The organism is Oricola sp., from assembly GCF_022763245.1.
In the GTDB taxonomy this organism is placed as follows: Bacteria; Pseudomonadota; Alphaproteobacteria; order Rhizobiales; family Rhizobiaceae; genus Oricola.
In genome coordinates this window covers 382,513-400,032 of the sequence record NZ_JALEGV010000041.1, presented here as the reverse complement: position 1 = coordinate 400,032, position 17,520 = coordinate 382,513, and the positions used below count along the sequence as shown (strand labels likewise).

At 66.4% G+C, this 17,520-nt stretch carries 14 protein-coding genes and 1 tRNA gene; 8 read left to right on the top strand and 7 right to left on the bottom strand.

Annotated elements, in window-relative coordinates:
• Positions 1-80: 80 nt before the first annotated feature.
• The 3 genes from MRY80_RS22600 to MRY80_RS22590 are packed head-to-tail and all read right to left on the bottom strand — an operon-like array spanning position 81 to position 3,239.
• The gene (locus tag MRY80_RS22600) at positions 81-1,148 is read right to left on the bottom strand and encodes an ABC transporter substrate-binding protein (RefSeq protein WP_293293503.1); all 1,068 of its coding nucleotides are present in this window, start codon (positions 1,146-1,148) and stop codon (positions 81-83) included.
• Entirely contained in the window at positions 1,145-2,563 is a 1,419-nt protein-coding gene (locus MRY80_RS22595) for a sensor histidine kinase (RefSeq protein WP_293293502.1), read from the bottom strand. Before MRY80_RS22595 ends, MRY80_RS22600 begins: the two co-directional genes overlap by 4 nt.
• Entirely contained in the window at positions 2,556-3,239 is a 684-nt protein-coding gene (locus tag MRY80_RS22590) for a response regulator transcription factor (RefSeq protein ID WP_293293501.1), read from the bottom strand. The genes MRY80_RS22595 and MRY80_RS22590 overlap by 8 nt, the downstream gene beginning before the upstream one ends.
• 98 nt (positions 3,240-3,337) lie before the next feature.
• Here MRY80_RS22590 and MRY80_RS22585 point away from each other — a divergent pair, with 98 nt between their 5' ends.
• The 6 genes from MRY80_RS22585 (at position 3,338) to MRY80_RS22560 (ending at position 12,186) form a co-directional block, all read left to right on the top strand.
• Positions 3,338-4,312, top strand: a complete 975-nt coding sequence (locus MRY80_RS22585) for a tripartite tricarboxylate transporter substrate-binding protein (RefSeq protein ID WP_293293500.1) — start codon at positions 3,338-3,340, stop codon at positions 4,310-4,312.
• A gap of 78 nt (positions 4,313-4,390) precedes the next feature.
• A complete protein-coding gene (locus MRY80_RS22580) occupies positions 4,391-4,822 on the top strand; it encodes a tripartite tricarboxylate transporter TctB family protein (RefSeq protein ID WP_293293499.1) in 432 nt (143 codons plus the stop codon).
• A gap of 3 nt (positions 4,823-4,825) precedes the next feature.
• Entirely contained in the window at positions 4,826-6,349 is a 1,524-nt protein-coding gene (locus MRY80_RS22575; RefSeq protein WP_293293498.1) for a tripartite tricarboxylate transporter permease, read from the top strand.
• Between the two features lie 108 nt (positions 6,350-6,457).
• Positions 6,458-7,858 (top strand): cytochrome P450, encoded by a 1,401-nt coding sequence (locus tag MRY80_RS22570; RefSeq protein ID WP_293293497.1) that lies wholly within the window; start codon positions 6,458-6,460, stop codon positions 7,856-7,858.
• Positions 7,859-7,905: 47 nt separating this feature from the next.
• The gene (locus MRY80_RS22565) at positions 7,906-9,909 is read left to right on the top strand and encodes a hydantoinase/oxoprolinase family protein (RefSeq protein ID WP_293293496.1); all 2,004 of its coding nucleotides are present in this window, start codon (positions 7,906-7,908) and stop codon (positions 9,907-9,909) included.
• Between the two features lie 114 nt (positions 9,910-10,023).
• On the top strand, positions 10,024-12,186 hold the full coding sequence (locus MRY80_RS22560) for a malate synthase G (RefSeq protein ID WP_293293495.1): 2,163 nt from the start codon (positions 10,024-10,026) through the stop codon (positions 12,184-12,186).
• 49 nt (positions 12,187-12,235) lie between these two features.
• On the opposite strand, the gene MRY80_RS22555 is transcribed toward MRY80_RS22560, so the two are convergent.
• The 4 genes from MRY80_RS22555 to MRY80_RS22540 form a co-directional block, all read right to left on the bottom strand.
• Entirely contained in the window at positions 12,236-13,384 is a 1,149-nt protein-coding gene (locus MRY80_RS22555) for a slipin family protein (protein WP_293293494.1), read from the bottom strand.
• 400 nt (positions 13,385-13,784) lie between these two features.
• Positions 13,785-13,859: transfer RNA gene (locus MRY80_RS22550), tRNA-Ala, on the bottom strand.
• A 405-nt stretch (positions 13,860-14,264) separates the two neighbouring features.
• A complete protein-coding gene (locus MRY80_RS22545; protein ID WP_293293493.1) occupies positions 14,265-14,642 on the bottom strand; it encodes a VOC family protein in 378 nt (125 codons plus the stop codon).
• A gap of 97 nt (positions 14,643-14,739) precedes the next feature.
• Positions 14,740-15,591 carry a DUF6544 family protein gene (locus MRY80_RS22540; RefSeq protein WP_293293492.1) on the bottom strand — a complete coding sequence of 284 codons (852 nt, stop codon included), beginning with the start codon at positions 15,589-15,591 and terminating at the stop codon, positions 14,740-14,742.
• Between the two features lie 98 nt (positions 15,592-15,689).
• On the opposite strand from MRY80_RS22540, the gene MRY80_RS22535 reads away from it, so the two are divergent.
• Positions 15,690-16,298, top strand: coding sequence for a TetR/AcrR family transcriptional regulator (locus MRY80_RS22535; protein WP_293293491.1), 609 nt, complete (start codon positions 15,690-15,692; stop codon positions 16,296-16,298).
• 111 nt (positions 16,299-16,409) lie between these two features.
• On the top strand, positions 16,410-17,504 hold the full coding sequence (locus MRY80_RS22530) for a Gfo/Idh/MocA family oxidoreductase (protein WP_293293490.1): 1,095 nt from the start codon (positions 16,410-16,412) through the stop codon (positions 17,502-17,504).
• Positions 17,505-17,520 lie beyond the last annotated feature (16 nt).

Here is a 17,520-nt window from a genome sequence, read left to right as displayed (position 1 = left end):
TTCGGTCCGGATTGGATTATGGAAAGGAAGGGTCTCGTGACCACTATAGGGCCAGGCGCGGCGGCGCAAGTTTGCGCCGGTCAATCCTCGCCGATGCCGAGCGAGTCGCGCCATTGCTTGAGAAACAGCCGGCGCTTCATCTGGTCGAGGCCGACGATCAGCGCCGGGCCGAGGCCGATCGGGCGGATCGCGCGTTTCTCCTGCTGTCTCGCGTCGAGCGCCTTGAAGAGCTGGTCTTCACCGTCGATTGGCGAAAACAACAGCGCCTCCTCGTTGAGAATACGGCGGCCCTCCGGCCCCTGCGTGAATTCGAGGAAGGCTTCGGCGTCGGCACGGTTGGCGGCCTGGCGGGGCACGAAGGCGGCCCGGGTGAGAACGAGCGTGTAGTCGGACGGCACCGCAACGGCGAGATCCGGCTTCCGCCGCGCTTCGGCGAGCGCGTAGGATCCGAGCACGTTGTAGCCGAGCGTCAGGCGGCCGTCGGCGACACGGTCGAGGATGTCCTGGGTGCAGCAATAGAGCCGTACATGGTTGCGACCCATCGCCTCTATCAGGCGGCCCCATGTCGAGGAGCGTTGATCGTCGAGCGTGGCGAAGAGGTAGCCGAGGCCGGAGGCCTCGATGTCGTAGGTGCCGATGCGGCCCTCGAAACGCCCGGGTTGGCGCAGGAGGTCGAGCAAGGCGAAATGGTCGGTCGGCGCCTCGTGCGCGGCGACGGCGCGGCGGTTGTAGACGATCACGGCTGGTTCGTAGGTCAGGCCGAAGAGCTGCGAGCGCCAGCGGGCGAAGTCCGGCAGGGCGTTGAGGCCCGGCCGGTCGACGGTCACGGCGCAGCCGTCATTGACGAGCTTGGCCTGCAGGTCCATTGCCGAGGAGAGCACGACGTCGTCGGCCGGCGCGTCGCCTTCGCAGGCAGCCTTCGCCTCGCCGAAAAGCGCGTTGGTGGTCAATTCGCGATAGCGGATGGCGACGGACGGATTGGCCTTCTGCCATGCCACGATGACGGGGCGGATGATGCCGATATCGGTGGTCGAGCCGATGACGAGCGTACGCGCAGGCGTCGCCGACGCCGGGAAATCGAAATCGGCGGCGCATGCCGGCGCGACCACGAGGACGGCGACGAGGAACGAGACAAGGCGCGCGATCACGTCCGGTCCTCCGAAAGCGGCAGCGACAGGGCTACCTCGAAGCCGCCCGCATCGAGATCGCGCAGCTGCAATTCGCCGCCATGGGAAATGGCGACCTCATGGGCGATGGCGAGGCCGAGACTGGCGCCCCTGGACGACGCCGCGCGGTTGCGCCGGAAGCGCGTTCCGGCCGACGCGCGCTCCTCCTTGGCAATGCCCTTGCCGTGATCGACGACCGCGATGCGGGCGAGAGCGCCCTCGGTGGAGACGCGGATGGCGACCGGCGGGCGGCCGTGTTCCATCGCATTGTTGGCGAGGTTCTTCACGGCCTCGCGCAACGAAAAGCGGTCGCCGGCGACCGTGACCGGTTCCTCGGGCAGGTCGAGAAGCGGCAATTCGGCAGCGGTGTCGGCGAACCGGCGGGTTTCCTCCTCGGCCTCCATGGCGATGCGGCGCAGATCGACCAGGGCGTGCGGTTCGGAATCGGTGCGGTGCGTGACCAGCGCATGGCTGAGCAACTGGTCGGCCAGCCGGCTGACCGCGACCGAGCGGTCCAGGATGCGCCGCGAGATGCGTCTCAGGCGATCGGGCGATTCCTCGCTGGCGGCGATCTGCGCCTGGGCGCGAATGGCGGTGATCGGCGTGCGCAACTGGTGGGCGGCATCGGCGACGAAGGACTGGACCGCCGTGACGCGCCGGTCGAGGCGGCGGGTGAAGCGGTTGATGGCGTCGACGACAGCCTCCAGTTCGCGCGGCGTCTCGATCTCGAAGGGCGAGAGATCGTTGGGGTCGCGCGAGAGCAGCGCCCGCTCGACGCGGCGTAGCGGCGCCAGCGCATGGCGCACGGCGAACCAGGCGATCAGCACGATGGCGAGCCCCGCGGCGCCGACGAGGATCGCGGCGCGGGTGGCGATGTCGCGGGCCAGCCCGATGCGCTCCTGCACGGTGTGGGCGACGACAACGCGGACATTGCCGTTCATGCCGCGTTCTGCGATCGGCCGGGTGGCCATCACCGCGCGCACGGTTTCGCCGGAATAGACGGCGTCGTAGACCACCGGCGCGGCGCCGGACCCATCCGTGTCGGGAAGCGGCAGGTCGGGATAGCCGGTCAACGTTTCGCCCGCCATGCCGAGGACGCGATAGAAGACGCGGTCGTTGCGGGCGAGCGACAGGAGTTCGAAGGCCGAGGACGGCAAGTCCACCAGCACCTCGCCATCGGCCACGCTGATGCGTTCCGCGATCTGCAGCGACGCGCCGGTCAACAGCCGATCATACGCCTCGTTGGCCGCCTGGATGCCGTAGCGCCAGGCGGACCACAGCGCGGCGGAGGCCGCAAGCGCCAGGATGAAGGCGACCGCAAGCGTGAGGCGAAGCGCGATCGACGGACGGCGGCGCGAGGCACGCGCCAGCGCGCGCGCATTGCCCGGATCAAGCACGCGGCGCGACCCCGGAGACGAAGGCCTGGTAGCCGAGGCCGCGCAGGGTGCGGATCTCAAGCCGTGTGGAAGGCAGCTTCTTGCGCAGCCGGGCGACATAGAGTTCGACCGCGTTCAACCCGGCCTCCTCCTGCAGGCCGAAGAGGCGTGAATGCAGTTCCTCCTTGGCGATGACGCGGCCGCGCGACGACAGCAATATCTCCAGGAGCGACTGCTCGCGCCGCGTCAGTTCGCAGGGTTCGCCGGCGACGGTGACCTGCCGGGTGGCGGTGTTGAAACTGATGTCGCCGGCCTCGAGCACGGCGTCGGTTTCGCCGTGGCGGCGGCGGGCGACCGCGCGGACGCGGGCCTCCAGTTCCCGGATGTCGAATGGCTTGACCAGATAATCGTCGGCGCCGGCGTCGAGCGCGTCGACACGGTCGTCGACGCCCAGCCGCGCGGTCAGCATGATGACGGCAAGCGCGTCGCCGCGGGCGCGGATTTCCTTCAACAGGTCATGGCCGAAGCCGTCGGGCAGGTTGATGTCGAGCACGACGAGGTCGAAAGGCTGGACGGCGAGAAGCTGACGCGCGTCGCCGAGCGTGCGCGCCTTGTCGCAGACGTGACCGATCCGCGTCAGGCTTTCGACAATGGCATCGCAGACGTCTTCCGCGTCCTCGACGATCAGCAGCCGCACATGCTCCTCCCGCCGTGACAGCTCAGTGACAGCTTCATGCACTATTAGGTCCGACAGCAACGGCGCGCAACGCCGTTGGCACATGAGGAGGAAAATCCATGAAGAAACTGCTCGGCCTTGCGGCCGCGTTCACTGTCGCGTCCTCGATCGCGGCTTTCGCTTTCGAACCGAACAACACCGAATGCATCGCGCCGGCCGGCCCCGGCGGCGGTTGGGACTTCACCTGCCGTCAGGTCGGCAAGACCATGCAGGACCTGGGCCTCGTGCCGGGCACGATGCAGGTCGCCAATCTCGCCGGCGGCGGCGGCGGCGTGGCCTATGCCGAGGTCGCCAACAAGCGCAGCGACGACAACAACCTGATCGTGGCGGCCTCCTCGGCGACTGCAACCCGCCTCGCGCAGGGCGCCTATCCCGGCAACACGATGGACCAGATGCGCTGGGTCGGCGCTGTCGGCGCCGATTACGGCATCATCGCCGTGGCGGCGGATTCCGACATCAGCACGCTTCCCGAACTGATGGACATGATCAAGGCCGACCCGACCTCCGTGTCGGTGGCCGGCGGCTCGGCTGTCGGCGGCTGGGACCATCTCAAGGTGCTGATCGCCGCCCAGAAAGCGGGCATCGATGACGTGCGCCAGGTCAAGTACGTCGCCTTCGACGGCGGCGGCGAGGCGGTCACGCAGCTTCTCGCCGGTTCCGTGCAGGCCTTCACGGGCGACGCTTCGGAAGCCAAGGGCTTCGTCGATTCCGGTGACATCAAGGTGATCGCCGTGCTTTCGCCGGAGCGCCTCGAAGGCGATTTCGCCGACTTCCCGACGGCCAAGGAGCAGGGCATCGACGTGATCGGCGCCAACTGGCGTGGGTTCTACGCGCCGGGCGGCATGTCGGACGACGCCTATGCGTTCTGGACCGAGGCGGTCGCCAAGACCTACGCTTCCGACGAGTGGAAGCAGGTCATGGCCCAGAACGGCCTCGCGCCGCTGAACATGACCGGCGACGAGTTCCAGGCCTTCGTCAAGGGCTCGATCGACAGCATCACCGACCTGTCCAAGCAGATCGGCCTGCTGAAGTAAGCCGGTTCCTCGGCTGACTATCGTCACCCGGCGGCTCGCCGCCGGGTGTTCCGCGCGATCACGAGGGGAGGAGTGATCATGAGCGATCGCATTTTCGGGCTCATCGGCCTGCTGCTCGCTGTCTTCTATGCCTGGCAGGGAACCCTGATCCAGGAAAGCTTCATCCAGGATCCGGTCGGGCCGAAGGCCTTTCCCTACATCATCGCGACGGTGCTGGGGATTTCGAGCCTCGTCTTCATCGTCAAACCCGATCCCGCGCCTCAATGGCCGGTCTTCGGTCGCTTCTTCGAAATCGGCGTGTCCGTCGCCGTGATGGTCGCCTACGCGCTGGCGCTGCCGGAAGCCGGCTTCGTCGCCTCCACCGCAGTGGCCGCGGCATTCCTGTCCTGGCGGCTGGGCGCGCACGTGCTGGCCGCCGCGGGCGCCGGCGCCGCGATCTCCGTCGGCATCTACACCATTTTCCATCTCGTGCTCGGCCTGTCGCTGGCCGAGGGGCCATGGGGGTTCTGATCGATGGACGTGCTTTCTTCACTCGCTGACGGCTTCTCCGTCGCCATTACCCTGCAGAACCTGCTGCTCGCCCTGCTCGGCTGCTTCCTCGGCACCGTGATCGGCGCCCTGCCGGGCCTTGGGCCGTCCAACGGCGTCGCCATCCTGATTCCGCTCGCCTTCACGCTGGGCCTGCCCGCGACGCCGGCGCTGATCCTGCTGACGAGCGTCTATTACGGCGCCATGTATGGCGGGCGCATTTCGTCGATCCTGCTAAACATCCCGGGTGACGAACCGGCGCTGATGACGACGTTGGACGGCTACCCGATGGCCAAGAAGGGCCAGGCCGGCGAAGCGCTGGCGCTCTCCGGCATCGCCTCCTTCGTCGGCGCCTTCTTCGCTACCTGGGGCCTGGTCTTCCTCGCCCCGCAGCTCGTCAAGGTCGCGCTGCTGTTCGGCCCGGCGGAATATTTCGCGCTGTTCACGCTGGCCTTCGCCACGCTCGGCGGCATCGCCAGCCGCAACCAGGCCAAGGCGGCCTTCGCCGCCGCCCTCGGCCTCGGCATCTCCACCATCGGCGTCGACGGCCAGACCGGCGTGCCGCGCTTCTCCTTCGGCGAGGTGCATCTCTATGACGGCATCGACTTCCTCGTCGCCATCGTCGGCCTGTTCGCGCTGTCGGAAGTCTTCGTCTTCCTGGAGCATCATCACGGCGCCGCCGACGCCGATTCCTCCAAGATGAAGATCGGGCGCGTCACCCCGCCCATATCCATGCTGAAGAAGACGGCCGGCGCCATGGGGCGCTCCACGATCATCGGCTTCGTTGCCGGCGTCCTGCCCGGCGCGGGCGCCTCGCTCGGCTCCTTCCTGTCCTATTCGCTGGAAAAGAAGATCTCCGACCGAGACCGCACCTTCGGCACCGGCGATCCGCGCGGCGTCGCAGCGCCCGAAGCCGGCAACAACGCGGCAGCCGGCGGCGCGCTCGTGCCCATGCTGGCGCTCGGCGTTCCCGGCTCCGGCACGACGGCCGTGCTGCTCGCCATGCTTCTGGCGCTCAACATCACGCCAGGACCGCTTCTCTTCCAGCAGAACCCGGACGTCGTCTGGGGCCTGATCGCGGCGCTGTTCATCGGCAACGTGATGCTGCTTCTGATGAACATCCCGATGGTGTCGATCTTCGTGCGGGTGCTGCTGATCCCGCCGAAATACCTGATGCCCGCCGTGGCGATGATCTCGTTCGTCGGCATCTACGGCATTTCCGGTTCGAGCTTCGACCTCCTGGTGATGATCGGCTTCGGTGTCATCGGCTGGTTCCTGCGCAAGCTCGACGTGCCGCTGGTGCCGGTGATCCTCGGCGTGATGCTCGGCGACCAGATGGAAAAGAACCTGCGCCGGGCGATGACCATCTCCGACGGCGACTGGACCGCGCTGGTCGCCTCGCCCCTGGCCATGGGACTGTGGGCCTTCGCGCTCCTCGGCTTCGTCGCGCCGCTCCTGTTCGGCCGGCTGTTCCGCATGAAAAAGCGCGAGGAAGACGTAGGAGACTGACGTCGCCTGCGTGTCATCCGTGAAACCGCCACGCCTGGCGCCTATATTGGTGTCAGGCGTGGCGCTTGGCGCTTCCGCCCCAGGTTGCAGAACCGCAGGATGACGATCATGGACACACAGCCCCGACCTTTCGTTCCGCCGCATCCCACGCCGCGCAACCGGCCGCCGACACGGCTGGAGCTGATCCGCACCTCGATGCGCAACCCGCTCGAGATCTGGGGCGAGCCGTCCTACGCCCAGCCCTTCATTTCGGTGAAGTTCCTCGCCGATCACGTGGTCATCGCCAACCACCCCGAACTGATCCGCCACATCCTCGTCGAGAATGCGAAGAACTACCGCATGGCGCGGGTGCGCCAGCTTATCCTGCGGCCGATCCTGCGTGACGGGCTGCTGACGGCGGAAGGCGAGGTGTGGAAGCGCTCGCGCAAGGCGATGGCCCCGGTCTTCACGCCGCGCCACATCCACGGCTTCGCCGAGATGATGAGGGACCGCGTCGAGATCTTCCTGGAGCGGTTTCGCGCCAGCGAGGGCACTGTGCGCGACATCGGCATCGACATGACCGAGCTCACCTACGAAGTGCTGGCCTACACGCTGTTTTCCGGAGACATCGCCGCCGACGACGCCGATTTCGCGGAGGACGTCGAGCGGCTTCTGTCGACCATGGGCCGGGTCGATCCGCTCGACCTGTTGAAGGCACCGGAATGGCTGCCCCGCATCCAGCGCCTGCGCGGCCGGCATGTCCTGGAGAAGTTCCGCGGCATCGTGCGCGACACGATCAGCGCGCGCCGCGATCGGATGCGCGAAGACCCGGCCGGCGCACCGCAAGATTTCGTCACGCTGCTGCTTGAGGCAGAAGGGCCGGACGGGCTGTCGGCCGCCGAGATCGAGGACAATCTCATCACCTTCATCGGTGCCGGCCACGAAACGACGGCGCGCGCGCTCGGCTGGACGCTCTACCTGCTCGCCAACGCGCCGCAGGAACGCGCCCTGGTGGAGGACGAGATCGACGCGGTGCTGGCCGACAACCCGCCGCCGGTTGAATGGCTGGACCGCATGCCTAAGACGCGCGCGGCCTTCGAGGAGGCGATGCGGCTCTATCCGCCGGCCCCTTCCATCAACCGCGAACCGGTCGAAGACGACACCGTGACGCTCAAGGACGGCACGCGCATCGACATCCCGAAGGGCGCGACCACGCTGGTCATGCCATGGGTGCTGCACCGCCACCGGCTCTATTGGGACAATCCGAACGCCTTCATGCCGTCGCGCTTCTGGCCGGAAAACCGCGATCGGATCGACCGCTTCCAATACCTGCCCTTCGGGGCCGGCCCGCGCATCTGCATCGGCGCGACCTTCGCGCTGCAGGAAGCCGTGATCGCGCTGGCGCTGATCCTCAAGGAATTCCGCTTCGAGCCGACGCCGGAACTGAACCCGTGGCCGGTGCAGAAGCTGACCGTGCAGGCACAGAACGGCCTGCCGATGCGGGTGGCGCGGCGCCAGGCCTTGCCCTAACGCGAGGACGCGCGTAAGCCGGCGCATTCGCAAAAGGCATCTCCCCCATGTCTCTTTCCCTCGGCATCGACACCGGCGGCACCTATACCGACGCGGTCATCCATGACGAACGGCGCGGCGTGATCGCCAAGGCAAAGGCGCTGACGACGCGGCATGACCTTGCGATCGGGCTCGGCGAAGCCATGGCCAAGGTGTTGGAGACGAGCAGGGTCGCGCCTGCCGGGATCGGTCTCGTCTCGATTTCGACGACATTGGCCACCAATGCGCTGGTCGAGGGCCAGGGCGGCCGGATCGCGCTGGTGATGATCGGCTTCGCGGAAAGCGATCTCGACCGCGCGGGGCTGAAGCAGGCGCTCGGAGACGATCCGGTCATCGTCCTGCCCGGCGGACATGACGCGCATGGCCGGGCGAGGCCACTCGACCTGACCGCCCTCGAAGCGACCATGCCGACGCTCGCCGACCGTGTTTCAGCCGCCGCCGTGGCCGGCTATTTCGCGGTGCGCAATCCCGAACACGAGATCACCGTTCGCGACCTGATCCGCGCCCGTACCGGCCTGCCCGTGACCGCCAGCCATGAATTGTCGGCCAAACTCGACGGGCCGCGCCGCGCGCTGACGACGGTTTTGAACGCGCGGCTGATCGCGCTGATCGACCGGCTGATCACCGCCGCCGCGGGCCGCATGGAAAAGGCCGGGGTGAGAGCGCCGCTGATGGTGGTGCGCGGCGACGGGTCGCTCGTTTCGGCCGATTTCGCGCGCGCCCGGCCGATCGAGACCATTCTCTCCGGCCCGGCGGCAAGCCTTGTCGGCGCGCGACACCTGGCCGGGATCGACAACGCCATCATCGCCGACATCGGCGGCACCACCACCGACATCGCGATCCTCGACCGGGGGCGGCCGCGCATCGACCCGCAGGGAGCAACCGTTGGCGGCCACCGCACCATGGTTGATGCCGTGGCGATGCGCACCTTCGGGCTCGGCGGCGACAGCGAGGTGAAGCTCGGCGCATCTGCTCTGACGCCCGAACTGGCGCTTGGACCTCGGCGCCTCGTGCCGCTGTCGCTTGTATCGCACCTGTACGGGCCAGCCGTGACGGACACGCTGGAACGGCAAATGCGGTCGAACCCACCGGCGCGCAACGAAGGCCGCTTCGCCTTGCGGGCGGGCGTGCCGGACGCGCTCGCGGCCGGTCTCTCTCGAATGGAGGGCGACTTGTTCAGTCGCCTGACTGACAAACCGCAGCCGCTCGACCGGTTGCTCACCGCAACCGCGCTAGTGGCGACGCTCGACCGTCTGGCCGCGCGCGGGCTGGTGCTGATCTCGGGCTTCACTCCCTCCGACGCGCAGCATGTCTTGGGCCGATTTTCCCATTGGGACCGCCGGGCCGCCGAGCTCGGAGCGGCGCTGTTCGCGCGCCGCAAGGACGGCGCAGGAAACCCGCTTTCGTCCGACGCCGAGACGATCAGCCGCCGCGTCATCGATCGGCTCGTCCGCCTGTCCGCGGAGCGCGTGCTGGAGACGGCGCTGTGCGAGGACGGCCTCGACGGGGCTGTGCTTGCCACGTCGCCACTCGCTCGCCGCGCGATGGATGCGCAAGGCGGGATCGCGCGCTTGTCGTTGACGCTCGACCGGCCGCTTGTCGGTCTCGGTGCCGGCGCGGCCGCCTGCTACCCTGAAGCGGGCGCATTGCTCGCCACCGAAACCCTCATTCCGGACCATGCCGACGTCGCCAATGCCGTCGGCGCGGTGGTCGGACAGGTGCGCGTCAGCGTATCGGCCGAGATCGTGCAACCTACTGAAGGCCGGTTCGAGATCACGGGTCTGGCGGACAACGCAGGCACGGTTTTCACCGATGCCGAGGCGGCGCTTACGGCCGCCGAGGCGCTCTGCCGCGGTGCCGCCGAACGCCAGGCGCATGAAGCCGGCGCGGGGGCAGTGACGGCGAGCGTCACCCGCGACGTAAGAACAGCGACGATCGAGGATCGCGCGCAATTCGTCTCGGCGACGGTGACGGCGATCGCCAGCGGGCGACCCGCAACGGCCGCTGCGTAACCCGATACGGGCCATTTTTTCCATTCTGGAAACAAAGCTAGTCATTACAGCCAAGTTGACAGGGAAACGGCCCGCATGCTTTGCCGATCGCATACGGACAAAGCGGAGAAAACCATGGCCGAGACGGTTAGGATTGACGGTCTGACGATCGACAAGGGCCTTCATGACTTCATCACCAGCGAGGCGATGCCCGGCACCGGCGTGAAGCCGGAGGCTTTCTGGCCGGCCTTCGCGGCGATCGTGCATGATCTCGCGCCGAAGAACCGCGATCTCCTCGCCAAGCGCGACGAACTCCAGGCCAAGCTCGACGCCTGGTATCGCGACCACCGCGAGGCCGGCTACGAGATGCCGGAGTACAAGGCCTTCCTCGAAGAGATCGGCTATCTGGTGCCGGAAGGCGCGGCCTTTTCGGTGACGACCGAGAATGTCGATCCGGAGATCGCCGCGGTCGCCGGACCGCAGCTGGTCGTGCCGATCATGAATGCCCGCTTCGCGCTGAACGCCGCCAACGCCCGCTGGGGCTCGCTTTACGACGCGCTGTACGGCACCGACGCGCTGGGCGACCTGCCGCAGGGCGGCGGTTACGATCCCGAACGCGGCGCACGCGTCATCGCCTGGGCGCGCAGCTTCCTGAACGACAGCGCGCCGCTTGTCACCGACTGGAACGACGCGCGCGGCTTTTCCGTCGAGGGCGGCGAACTCAAGGTCCAGACCGACGACAGCACCAAGGTCGGCCTGAAGGACCCGGCGCAATTCGCCGGCTATCGCGGCAGCGCGGCCTCACCCGAGGCAATCCTGCTGGCCAAGAACGGCATGCATGTCGAGATCGTGATCAACGCGCATCACCCGATCGGCAAGACCGACCCCGCGAATGTCGCCGACCTGGTGCTGGAATCGGCGCTGACGACGATCATGGATTGCGAGGATTCCGTTGCCGCCGTCGATGCGGAAGACAAGACGCTGGTCTATCGCAACTGGCTCGGCCTGATGAAGGGCGACCTGAAGGAGACCTTCCAGAAGGGCGACCGCACGATTACCCGCAAGATGAATCCAGATCGCGACTATGTCGCGCCGGACGGCACGGCCTTCTCGCTGAAGGGCCGCTCGCTGATGCTGGTGCGCAATGTCGGCCACCTGATGACCAATCCGGCCGCCCATGACCGCGACGGCAACGAGGTGCCGGAAGGCATCATGGACGCCATGATGACCGGCCTCATCGCGCTGCACGACATCGGGCCGGAGGGCCGCAGGGCCAATTCCACCGAGGGCTCGATGTATGTCGTCAAGCCGAAGATGCACGGGCCGGAGGAAGTTGCCTTCGCGGTGGAGCTGTTCTCCCGCGTCGAGGACGCGCTCGGCATGGCGCGCAACACGATCAAGATGGGCATTATGGACGAGGAACGCCGCACCACGGTGAACCTCAAGGAATGCATCCGCGCGGCCAAGGATCGCGTCGTCTTCATCAATACGGGCTTCCTCGACCGCACCGGCGACGAGATCCACACCTCGATGGAACTCGGCCCGATGATCCGCAAGGGCGACATGAAGGCGGCCGCCTGGATCCAGGCCTACGAGAACTGGAATGTCGATATCGGGTTGGAATGCGGCCTGTCCGGCCATGCGCAGATTGGCAAGGGCATGTGGGCCATGCCCGACCTGATGCAGGCCATGCTGGAACAGAAGATCGGCCACCCCAAGGCCGGCGCCAACACCGCCTGGGTGCCCTCGCCGACGGCCGCGACGCTGCACGCGACGCATTATCACAAGGTCGATGTCGCCGCGGTGCAGGACGAACTGAAATCGCGCGGCCGGGCGAAACTCGACGACATCCTGTCCGTGCCGGTGGCGCGGCGGCCGAACTGGACGGACGAAGACATCCAGCGTGAACTCGACAACAACGCGCAGGGCATTCTGGGTTACGTGGTGCGCTGGGTCGATCAGGGCGTCGGCTGCTCCAAGGTGCCGGACATCAACGATGTCGGCCTGATGGAGGACCGAGCCACGCTGCGCATCTCCTCGCAGCACATGGCCAACTGGCTGGACCACGGCGTCGTCTTGGAACACCAGATCGTCGACACGATGAAGAAGATGGCCGAAGTCGTCGACCGGCAGAATGCGGGCGATCCGCATTATTTCCCGATGGCGCCGCATTTCGACCGCTCCATCGCCTTCCAGGCTGCGCTCGACCTGGTGCTGAAGGGCCGCGAACAACCGTCGGGCTACACCGAGCCGATCCTGCACAAGCGCCGGCTGGAACTGAAGGCCAGCCGAGGCTGACCGCCAGACATGCGAAGGCCGCCCCGGAGGGCGGCCTTCATTTTTTGCTTCACTCGCGCCGCAGATCGACGAGGTCGTTCATGAGACCCGCCGTACCGTTGTGGACCGTCAGGCGCTCCACCTTGCCGGCGATGGCCTCCAGGGCCTCGAGCTCCTTCAGGCGCAGCATGACCGGGTTTTCGGCCATGACCTTCGCCGTGTTGAGCAGCGAACGCGTGGCGTTCGTCTCTTCGCGGCGACGGATCACGTTGGCCTCGGCCTCCTTCTCGGCGACCACGACCATGTTGAGGATCTCACGCATCTCACCCGGCAGGATCACGTCCTTCAGGGTGATGTCGTAGACCTCGATCCCGATTCCGGCCATCTCGGTGCGGACCCTTTCGGCGGCATCGTCATCGACGGACGCCTTGTCGGCAAGGATCCGGTCGAGCGTCATCGCGCCCAGCGTCCGCCGCACGGCGTATTGCAGAGCGCGATACAGGGCGTCGGCATAGTCCTTGACCTCGGTCGCGGCCTTCACCGGATCGACGACCCGGTATTCAGCCGCGATGTTGACGCGGATCGTCACGCGATCCTTGGTCAGGAGCTCCTGCCCGGTGATGTCGAGCGACTGGCGACGCAGATCGACGATCTTCACCTGGACAGCCCGTCCGATGTTCCAGTAGCCGTGCACGCCCGGCTTCAGCGTCGTGGCGAGCTCGCCATCGACGTAGAGCAGGCCGGCCTGGCCCTCACCCACCGCGTGGAGGGTGATCGCCTTTCCGGCAGCCGCGGAGCGGGCCAGCCGCTGCCGCAGTCCGGTGTCGACGGCGAGTTCCTCTGACACGTCCACCATGCGCGCCGACCACGGACCGGCATCCGTCCACAGAACGAGCTGCTGATCCGGCATCATGACGGCGTGGATCCGTCCGTCGCGCTCGACCACGGCGACTTCCGACTTGCCGGTGACGTAGACCGTCAGGTGACGGGCCGCGACGTCTGGCAGCTTGTCGAGAAGAGCCTTGGCATAGATCGACGTGAAATCCGGCTGGGTCACGCTGTAGGGCACGATCTCGGATCGCTTTCCGTCATCCGCGATGACGTGCTCGCCCGGGCCCAAGATGTCCCGGACCTCGCCTTTTCGAAAATACAGCACGCGCTCCGTCTCGGTGACGAGGACGCGCCTGCGACCAAGTATAATGTCTATCAGGCTCTTCATCTCAAACTCCTTTCGTCGTGCTATGTCACGCGACAGTCCTTTCCTTCTTCGTTTCCTTCATTTTCCCGGACGACAATCCGGAGACCGGGCATGACGCGCCGCGGGCCTTCGGGAGCGGGTCGGACGGCGCAGGCGCGGCTCCGCCGCGTTCGAAAACGCAGGCGTTGCGGCGCAAGCGCAACCCGACCGTCACCGTCAGCCGGCACCAGGCCAAGGCATCGGGACATCGCCACGCACGACCCGCAGGCCGACGGAGCTCCGCCCTTCCGCATACCAATCCCCGGACCGCCAGTTACTGAAACACCGTATGGAGGGTGCTGCTCTTGCGAGCTGGACCGGGATTCGAACCCGGGACAATCAGATTTGCAGTCTGACGCTCTATCCGCCTGAGCTATCCAGTTGGAGCACATGGCAGGAATCGAACCCGCGACGCCCGGACGGCTAGTCCGGCGCTCTTCCCCTGAGCTACATGCGCAATACCGACCACCGCGACCGCATCCGTACATGGTGCGAGCAAAGCAAGCCCATGCGGGTGAAGACGAAAGCTTCAACCGTTGACGTCAGCCACAGTAATTCGACCGGGAGCGCTCGGATATGCGACGCTTATCGCAGAGGCAAGCGCGAAATCATCTTGAGTTTTCACTCAACGATCACAGTGATAAATAAGTCACGCCTTCGCGGCGAAGCCGGTACGAAAACAAGGCGAAAATGAGAGGCGCGCAAAGCCACCTTTTCCTACCACGATCGCACGTTACACAAGGCGTTGCTTATGTGGGCCGCGCACATGCTGCATGGCGCGTCCCGCTGCAAGGCGCAGAACCGGACACTGGCTTTCGCCTGAGCAGTCAAACGGACGGGACGGGCGAGACCGCCCGCCGCCTCAGCCGCGCGGCAAGCTGATCGGTTCGCCGAAGAAGATCAGCAGAGCATCCTCATCGATGACATGAAACTCGCGCTGGCCGTAGTCCTGGTCGAATGGCGGGCGGACGCGGCCCGGCGGCAAGGTGTCGAGCCCGGACTTCAATTCGGCATAGAGCGCATCGATGCCCTCCACGTCGATGTAACAGGAATTCTGGCGGCGCTCATCGCCGAGGTCGATCTCGGGACCAACCTCGATCACCCGCACAGCCACGTCGTCGCGACGGATGAAGGCGTAGTTCTCGGCGCGAAAACCCGTTTCGAACCCCAGAACACCCTGAAAGAAGCGCAACGACCGCTCAAGATCGGCCGTCAGCACAAAGGGTGTGATTCGCGTCATGCGAGGCAACAGACCCTCCTGAAACCCTCCCGGGAGAACGGCGGGATTATTGCGCAAGCGACGACCGATTTCCAGCGCGACACGGTTAAGTGCGCGGTTACCGCTTGCCGAAGCGGATGGAGACGATGTCGCCGGTCCAGAAGGGATAGGTCTCGCCGCCGGCGGCGCGCGCGATCTCGAAGCGCATCGGCACACGCACGCCGTCGACGAGGCGGTATTCGGAGCGCGCGGTGTGTTCTCCGGAGCCGTGATAAGGCGTCGTCAGGTCGCCGTCCTCCTCCGCGTCCAGGGCGGCAAGGCTGCCATCATCACGAAAACGCGCGATCATCGAGGCTTCGAGCCCGTAGGCGCGCACGACGGCGCGGGCATGGCTGTCGTCGATCGGCTCCCAGGTGACCGGCCCGCCCGGCAGCAGGGCCATCGGATAGGCTGGGCTTTCCAACAGCCATCGGCGCAGCGAAATCCGGTTGAGTTCCGGCGTGCCTGTCTCGTCGACGACGCGAAGGGTCGAGAGCAGCTTTGCGCCCATCTCCATCTCGCCATCGACAAAGACGTCATAGGCGATCGCCCAGACCGGGCCGAAGATCGGCGTGTCAGCGGAAAAGACAAGGTCGGGCTTGCGCACCGAGGCGACCTGATGCGCCGTGGTCGGCTCGAAATTCTCCATCAGCGGGCGTCGGAAGCTCCCGCGCATTTCCACCTCGACATAGGCGATGTCGAGGGGCGGGCCGTCGGGGAACACAAAATCGAAATAGCGCTGCACCGGCGCGGGCAACGCTGCCATGGCATCCGCGTCATAGGCCGGTTCGCGCCGCACCGCGTCAGCGATCACGCCGTCTTCGTGCGCGTCGATCTCTGCACGCAATGAATAGGACGACCAGGCGATCCAACCGGCCGGCACGGCGACGGTCAGGCCAAGGGCGATCAGGAGGGTCTTGCGGAAGGACATGTCGAATCTCCAATCTCGAGAGTAATCGTAATCTTTTGTACGATTTGACAGATACGTATATTTGTTTACGGATTTGTCAAGGCGACAGGAGACCGGTCATGAGCGGTGACTATGCGGCGCGGCGGCGCGCGGCGATCAAGCAGGCAGCATTCGAAGTGCTCGCCGAGAAGGGCTACAAGGCCGCCTCCATGCTGGAGATCGCACGGCGGGCGAAGGCGTCCAACGAGACGCTCTACAAATGGTTCGGCAACAAGCAGGCGCTGTTTGCCAGCCTGGTCGAGGACAACGCCCGCGAAGCGCGTGACTTGCTCCAATCGGCGCAAAAGGCGGCTGACGATCCGCTCGACACCCTCGCCCGACTTGGGCCGGTTCTCCTCGAGATCGTCACGGGCGAAAAGGCCGTGGCGCTCAACCGGGCGGCGGCGGGCGACGTGTTCGAAACGGCAACGCTCGGCCGCACCATCGCAAAGCATGGCCGCGAGACCGTCCTGCCGCTCCTCGCCGACGTGCTGGAAAGCGCCGGCCGCGACGGGCGCATGACGATCGCCGACCCGAAGGAGGCGGCGGAAACCTTCATCAACCTTCTGATCGGCGACTGGCAGATCCGCCGCGCGATCGGGGCCATGGAACCGCCGACGCGTGCGCAGGCCGAGGCTCGGACACAGCGTGCAGTCGCGCATCTGCTGCGCATCCATGCGCCCGGCTAAGCAGGCACGCGTGCAAATTCATTCATGATTGATATAGATTCTCTTGCCGTCCTTGGCGCGTCGCGATAAGGGCAAAGGCCGGGCCTCGGAATTCGGCCCTGGAGAGATATCATGCCGACGCGCTACGCGATCATCGGGACCGGAATGATGGGCCAGGAGCACATCCGCAACATCGCGCTCCTGCCCGATGTCGCGATCACGGCGATCGCCGATCCCGACGAGGGGATGCGTGCTGCCGGTACGACGGTCGCCGGCCAGCACGGCTTTGCCGATCTGCGTGCCTTCTCCGATTTTCGCGAACTTCTGTCGGCGGGACTGGCCGACGCGATCGTCGTCGCGAGCCCCAACGACACCCATTTCGCCGTGATGGACGCGCTGATGGCGACGCGGCTGCCGGTGCTGCTGGAAAAGCCTTCGGCAACCGACGCCAGCGGCGCCACTACGCTCGCATTGAGGGCGGAAAGCCGCGACGCGCCGGTCTGGGTGGCGATGGAATATCGCTACATGCCGCCAGTGGCGCGGCTGGTGGAAGAGGTCCGCGCCGGCGCTACGGGCCGGCCGAAGATGATCTCCATCGTCGAACACCGCTTTCCCTTCCTGACCAAGGTCGGCCACTGGAACCGTTTCTCCGCACGCTCGGGCGGCACGATGGTGGAGAAATGCTGCCATTTCTTCGACCTGATGCGGCTGATCGCCCAGAGCGAACCCGTGCGCCTCTATGCCTCCGGCGCGCAGGACGTGAATCATCTCGACGAGGATCACGGCGGCCAGCGACCGGACATCCTCGACAACGCCTTCGTGATCATCGACTTCGCCAACGGCATGCGCGCCGCCCTGGATCTCTGCATGTTCGCGGAAGGCGCCTATTTCCAGGAACAGGTTTCGGTGACCGGCGACGCCGGCAAGGTGGAAGCGGTCGTGCCCGGGCCGGCGCGGTTCTGGCCGGGCGGTGCGGAGCGCGTTTCCGAGATCATCGTCTCGCCGCGCGCCGATAAGGCGCCGAGGCGCGAGGCGATCCATGTGGACGAGCGGGTGCTGCGCGCGGGCGACCACCATGGCGGCACGTTCTACCAGCACGAGCGGTTCCTGCGGCTGGTGCGCGAGGGCGGCACGCCGGAGGTGACCTTGCATGACGGCGCAAGGGCGGTAGAAATGGGCGCTGCCGCCGAACGCTCCATTCGCGACGGCGTCATCGTTTCCCTGTGACCGCGGTCGGCCGCGG

Coding starts and splice junctions, on each gene's coding strand:
- MRY80_RS22585 (WP_293293500.1), top strand. CDS start 3,338: ATGAAGAAACTGCTCGGCCTTGCGGCCGCGTTCACTGTCGCGTCCTCG.
- MRY80_RS22580 (WP_293293499.1), top strand. CDS start 4,391: ATGAGCGATCGCATTTTCGGGCTCATCGGCCTGCTGCTCGCTGTCTTC.
- MRY80_RS22575 (WP_293293498.1), top strand. CDS start 4,826: ATGGACGTGCTTTCTTCACTCGCTGACGGCTTCTCCGTCGCCATTACC.
- MRY80_RS22570 (WP_293293497.1), top strand. CDS start 6,458: ATGGACACACAGCCCCGACCTTTCGTTCCGCCGCATCCCACGCCGCGC.
- MRY80_RS22565 (WP_293293496.1), top strand. CDS start 7,906: ATGTCTCTTTCCCTCGGCATCGACACCGGCGGCACCTATACCGACGCG.
- MRY80_RS22560 (WP_293293495.1), top strand. CDS start 10,024: ATGGCCGAGACGGTTAGGATTGACGGTCTGACGATCGACAAGGGCCTT.
- MRY80_RS22555 (WP_293293494.1), bottom strand. CDS start 13,384: ATGAAGAGCCTGATAGACATTATACTTGGTCGCAGGCGCGTCCTCGTC.
- MRY80_RS22545 (WP_293293493.1), bottom strand. CDS start 14,642: ATGACGCGAATCACACCCTTTGTGCTGACGGCCGATCTTGAGCGGTCG.
- MRY80_RS22540 (WP_293293492.1), bottom strand. CDS start 15,591: ATGTCCTTCCGCAAGACCCTCCTGATCGCCCTTGGCCTGACCGTCGCC.
- MRY80_RS22535 (WP_293293491.1), top strand. CDS start 15,690: ATGAGCGGTGACTATGCGGCGCGGCGGCGCGCGGCGATCAAGCAGGCA.
- MRY80_RS22530 (WP_293293490.1), top strand. CDS start 16,410: ATGCCGACGCGCTACGCGATCATCGGGACCGGAATGATGGGCCAGGAG.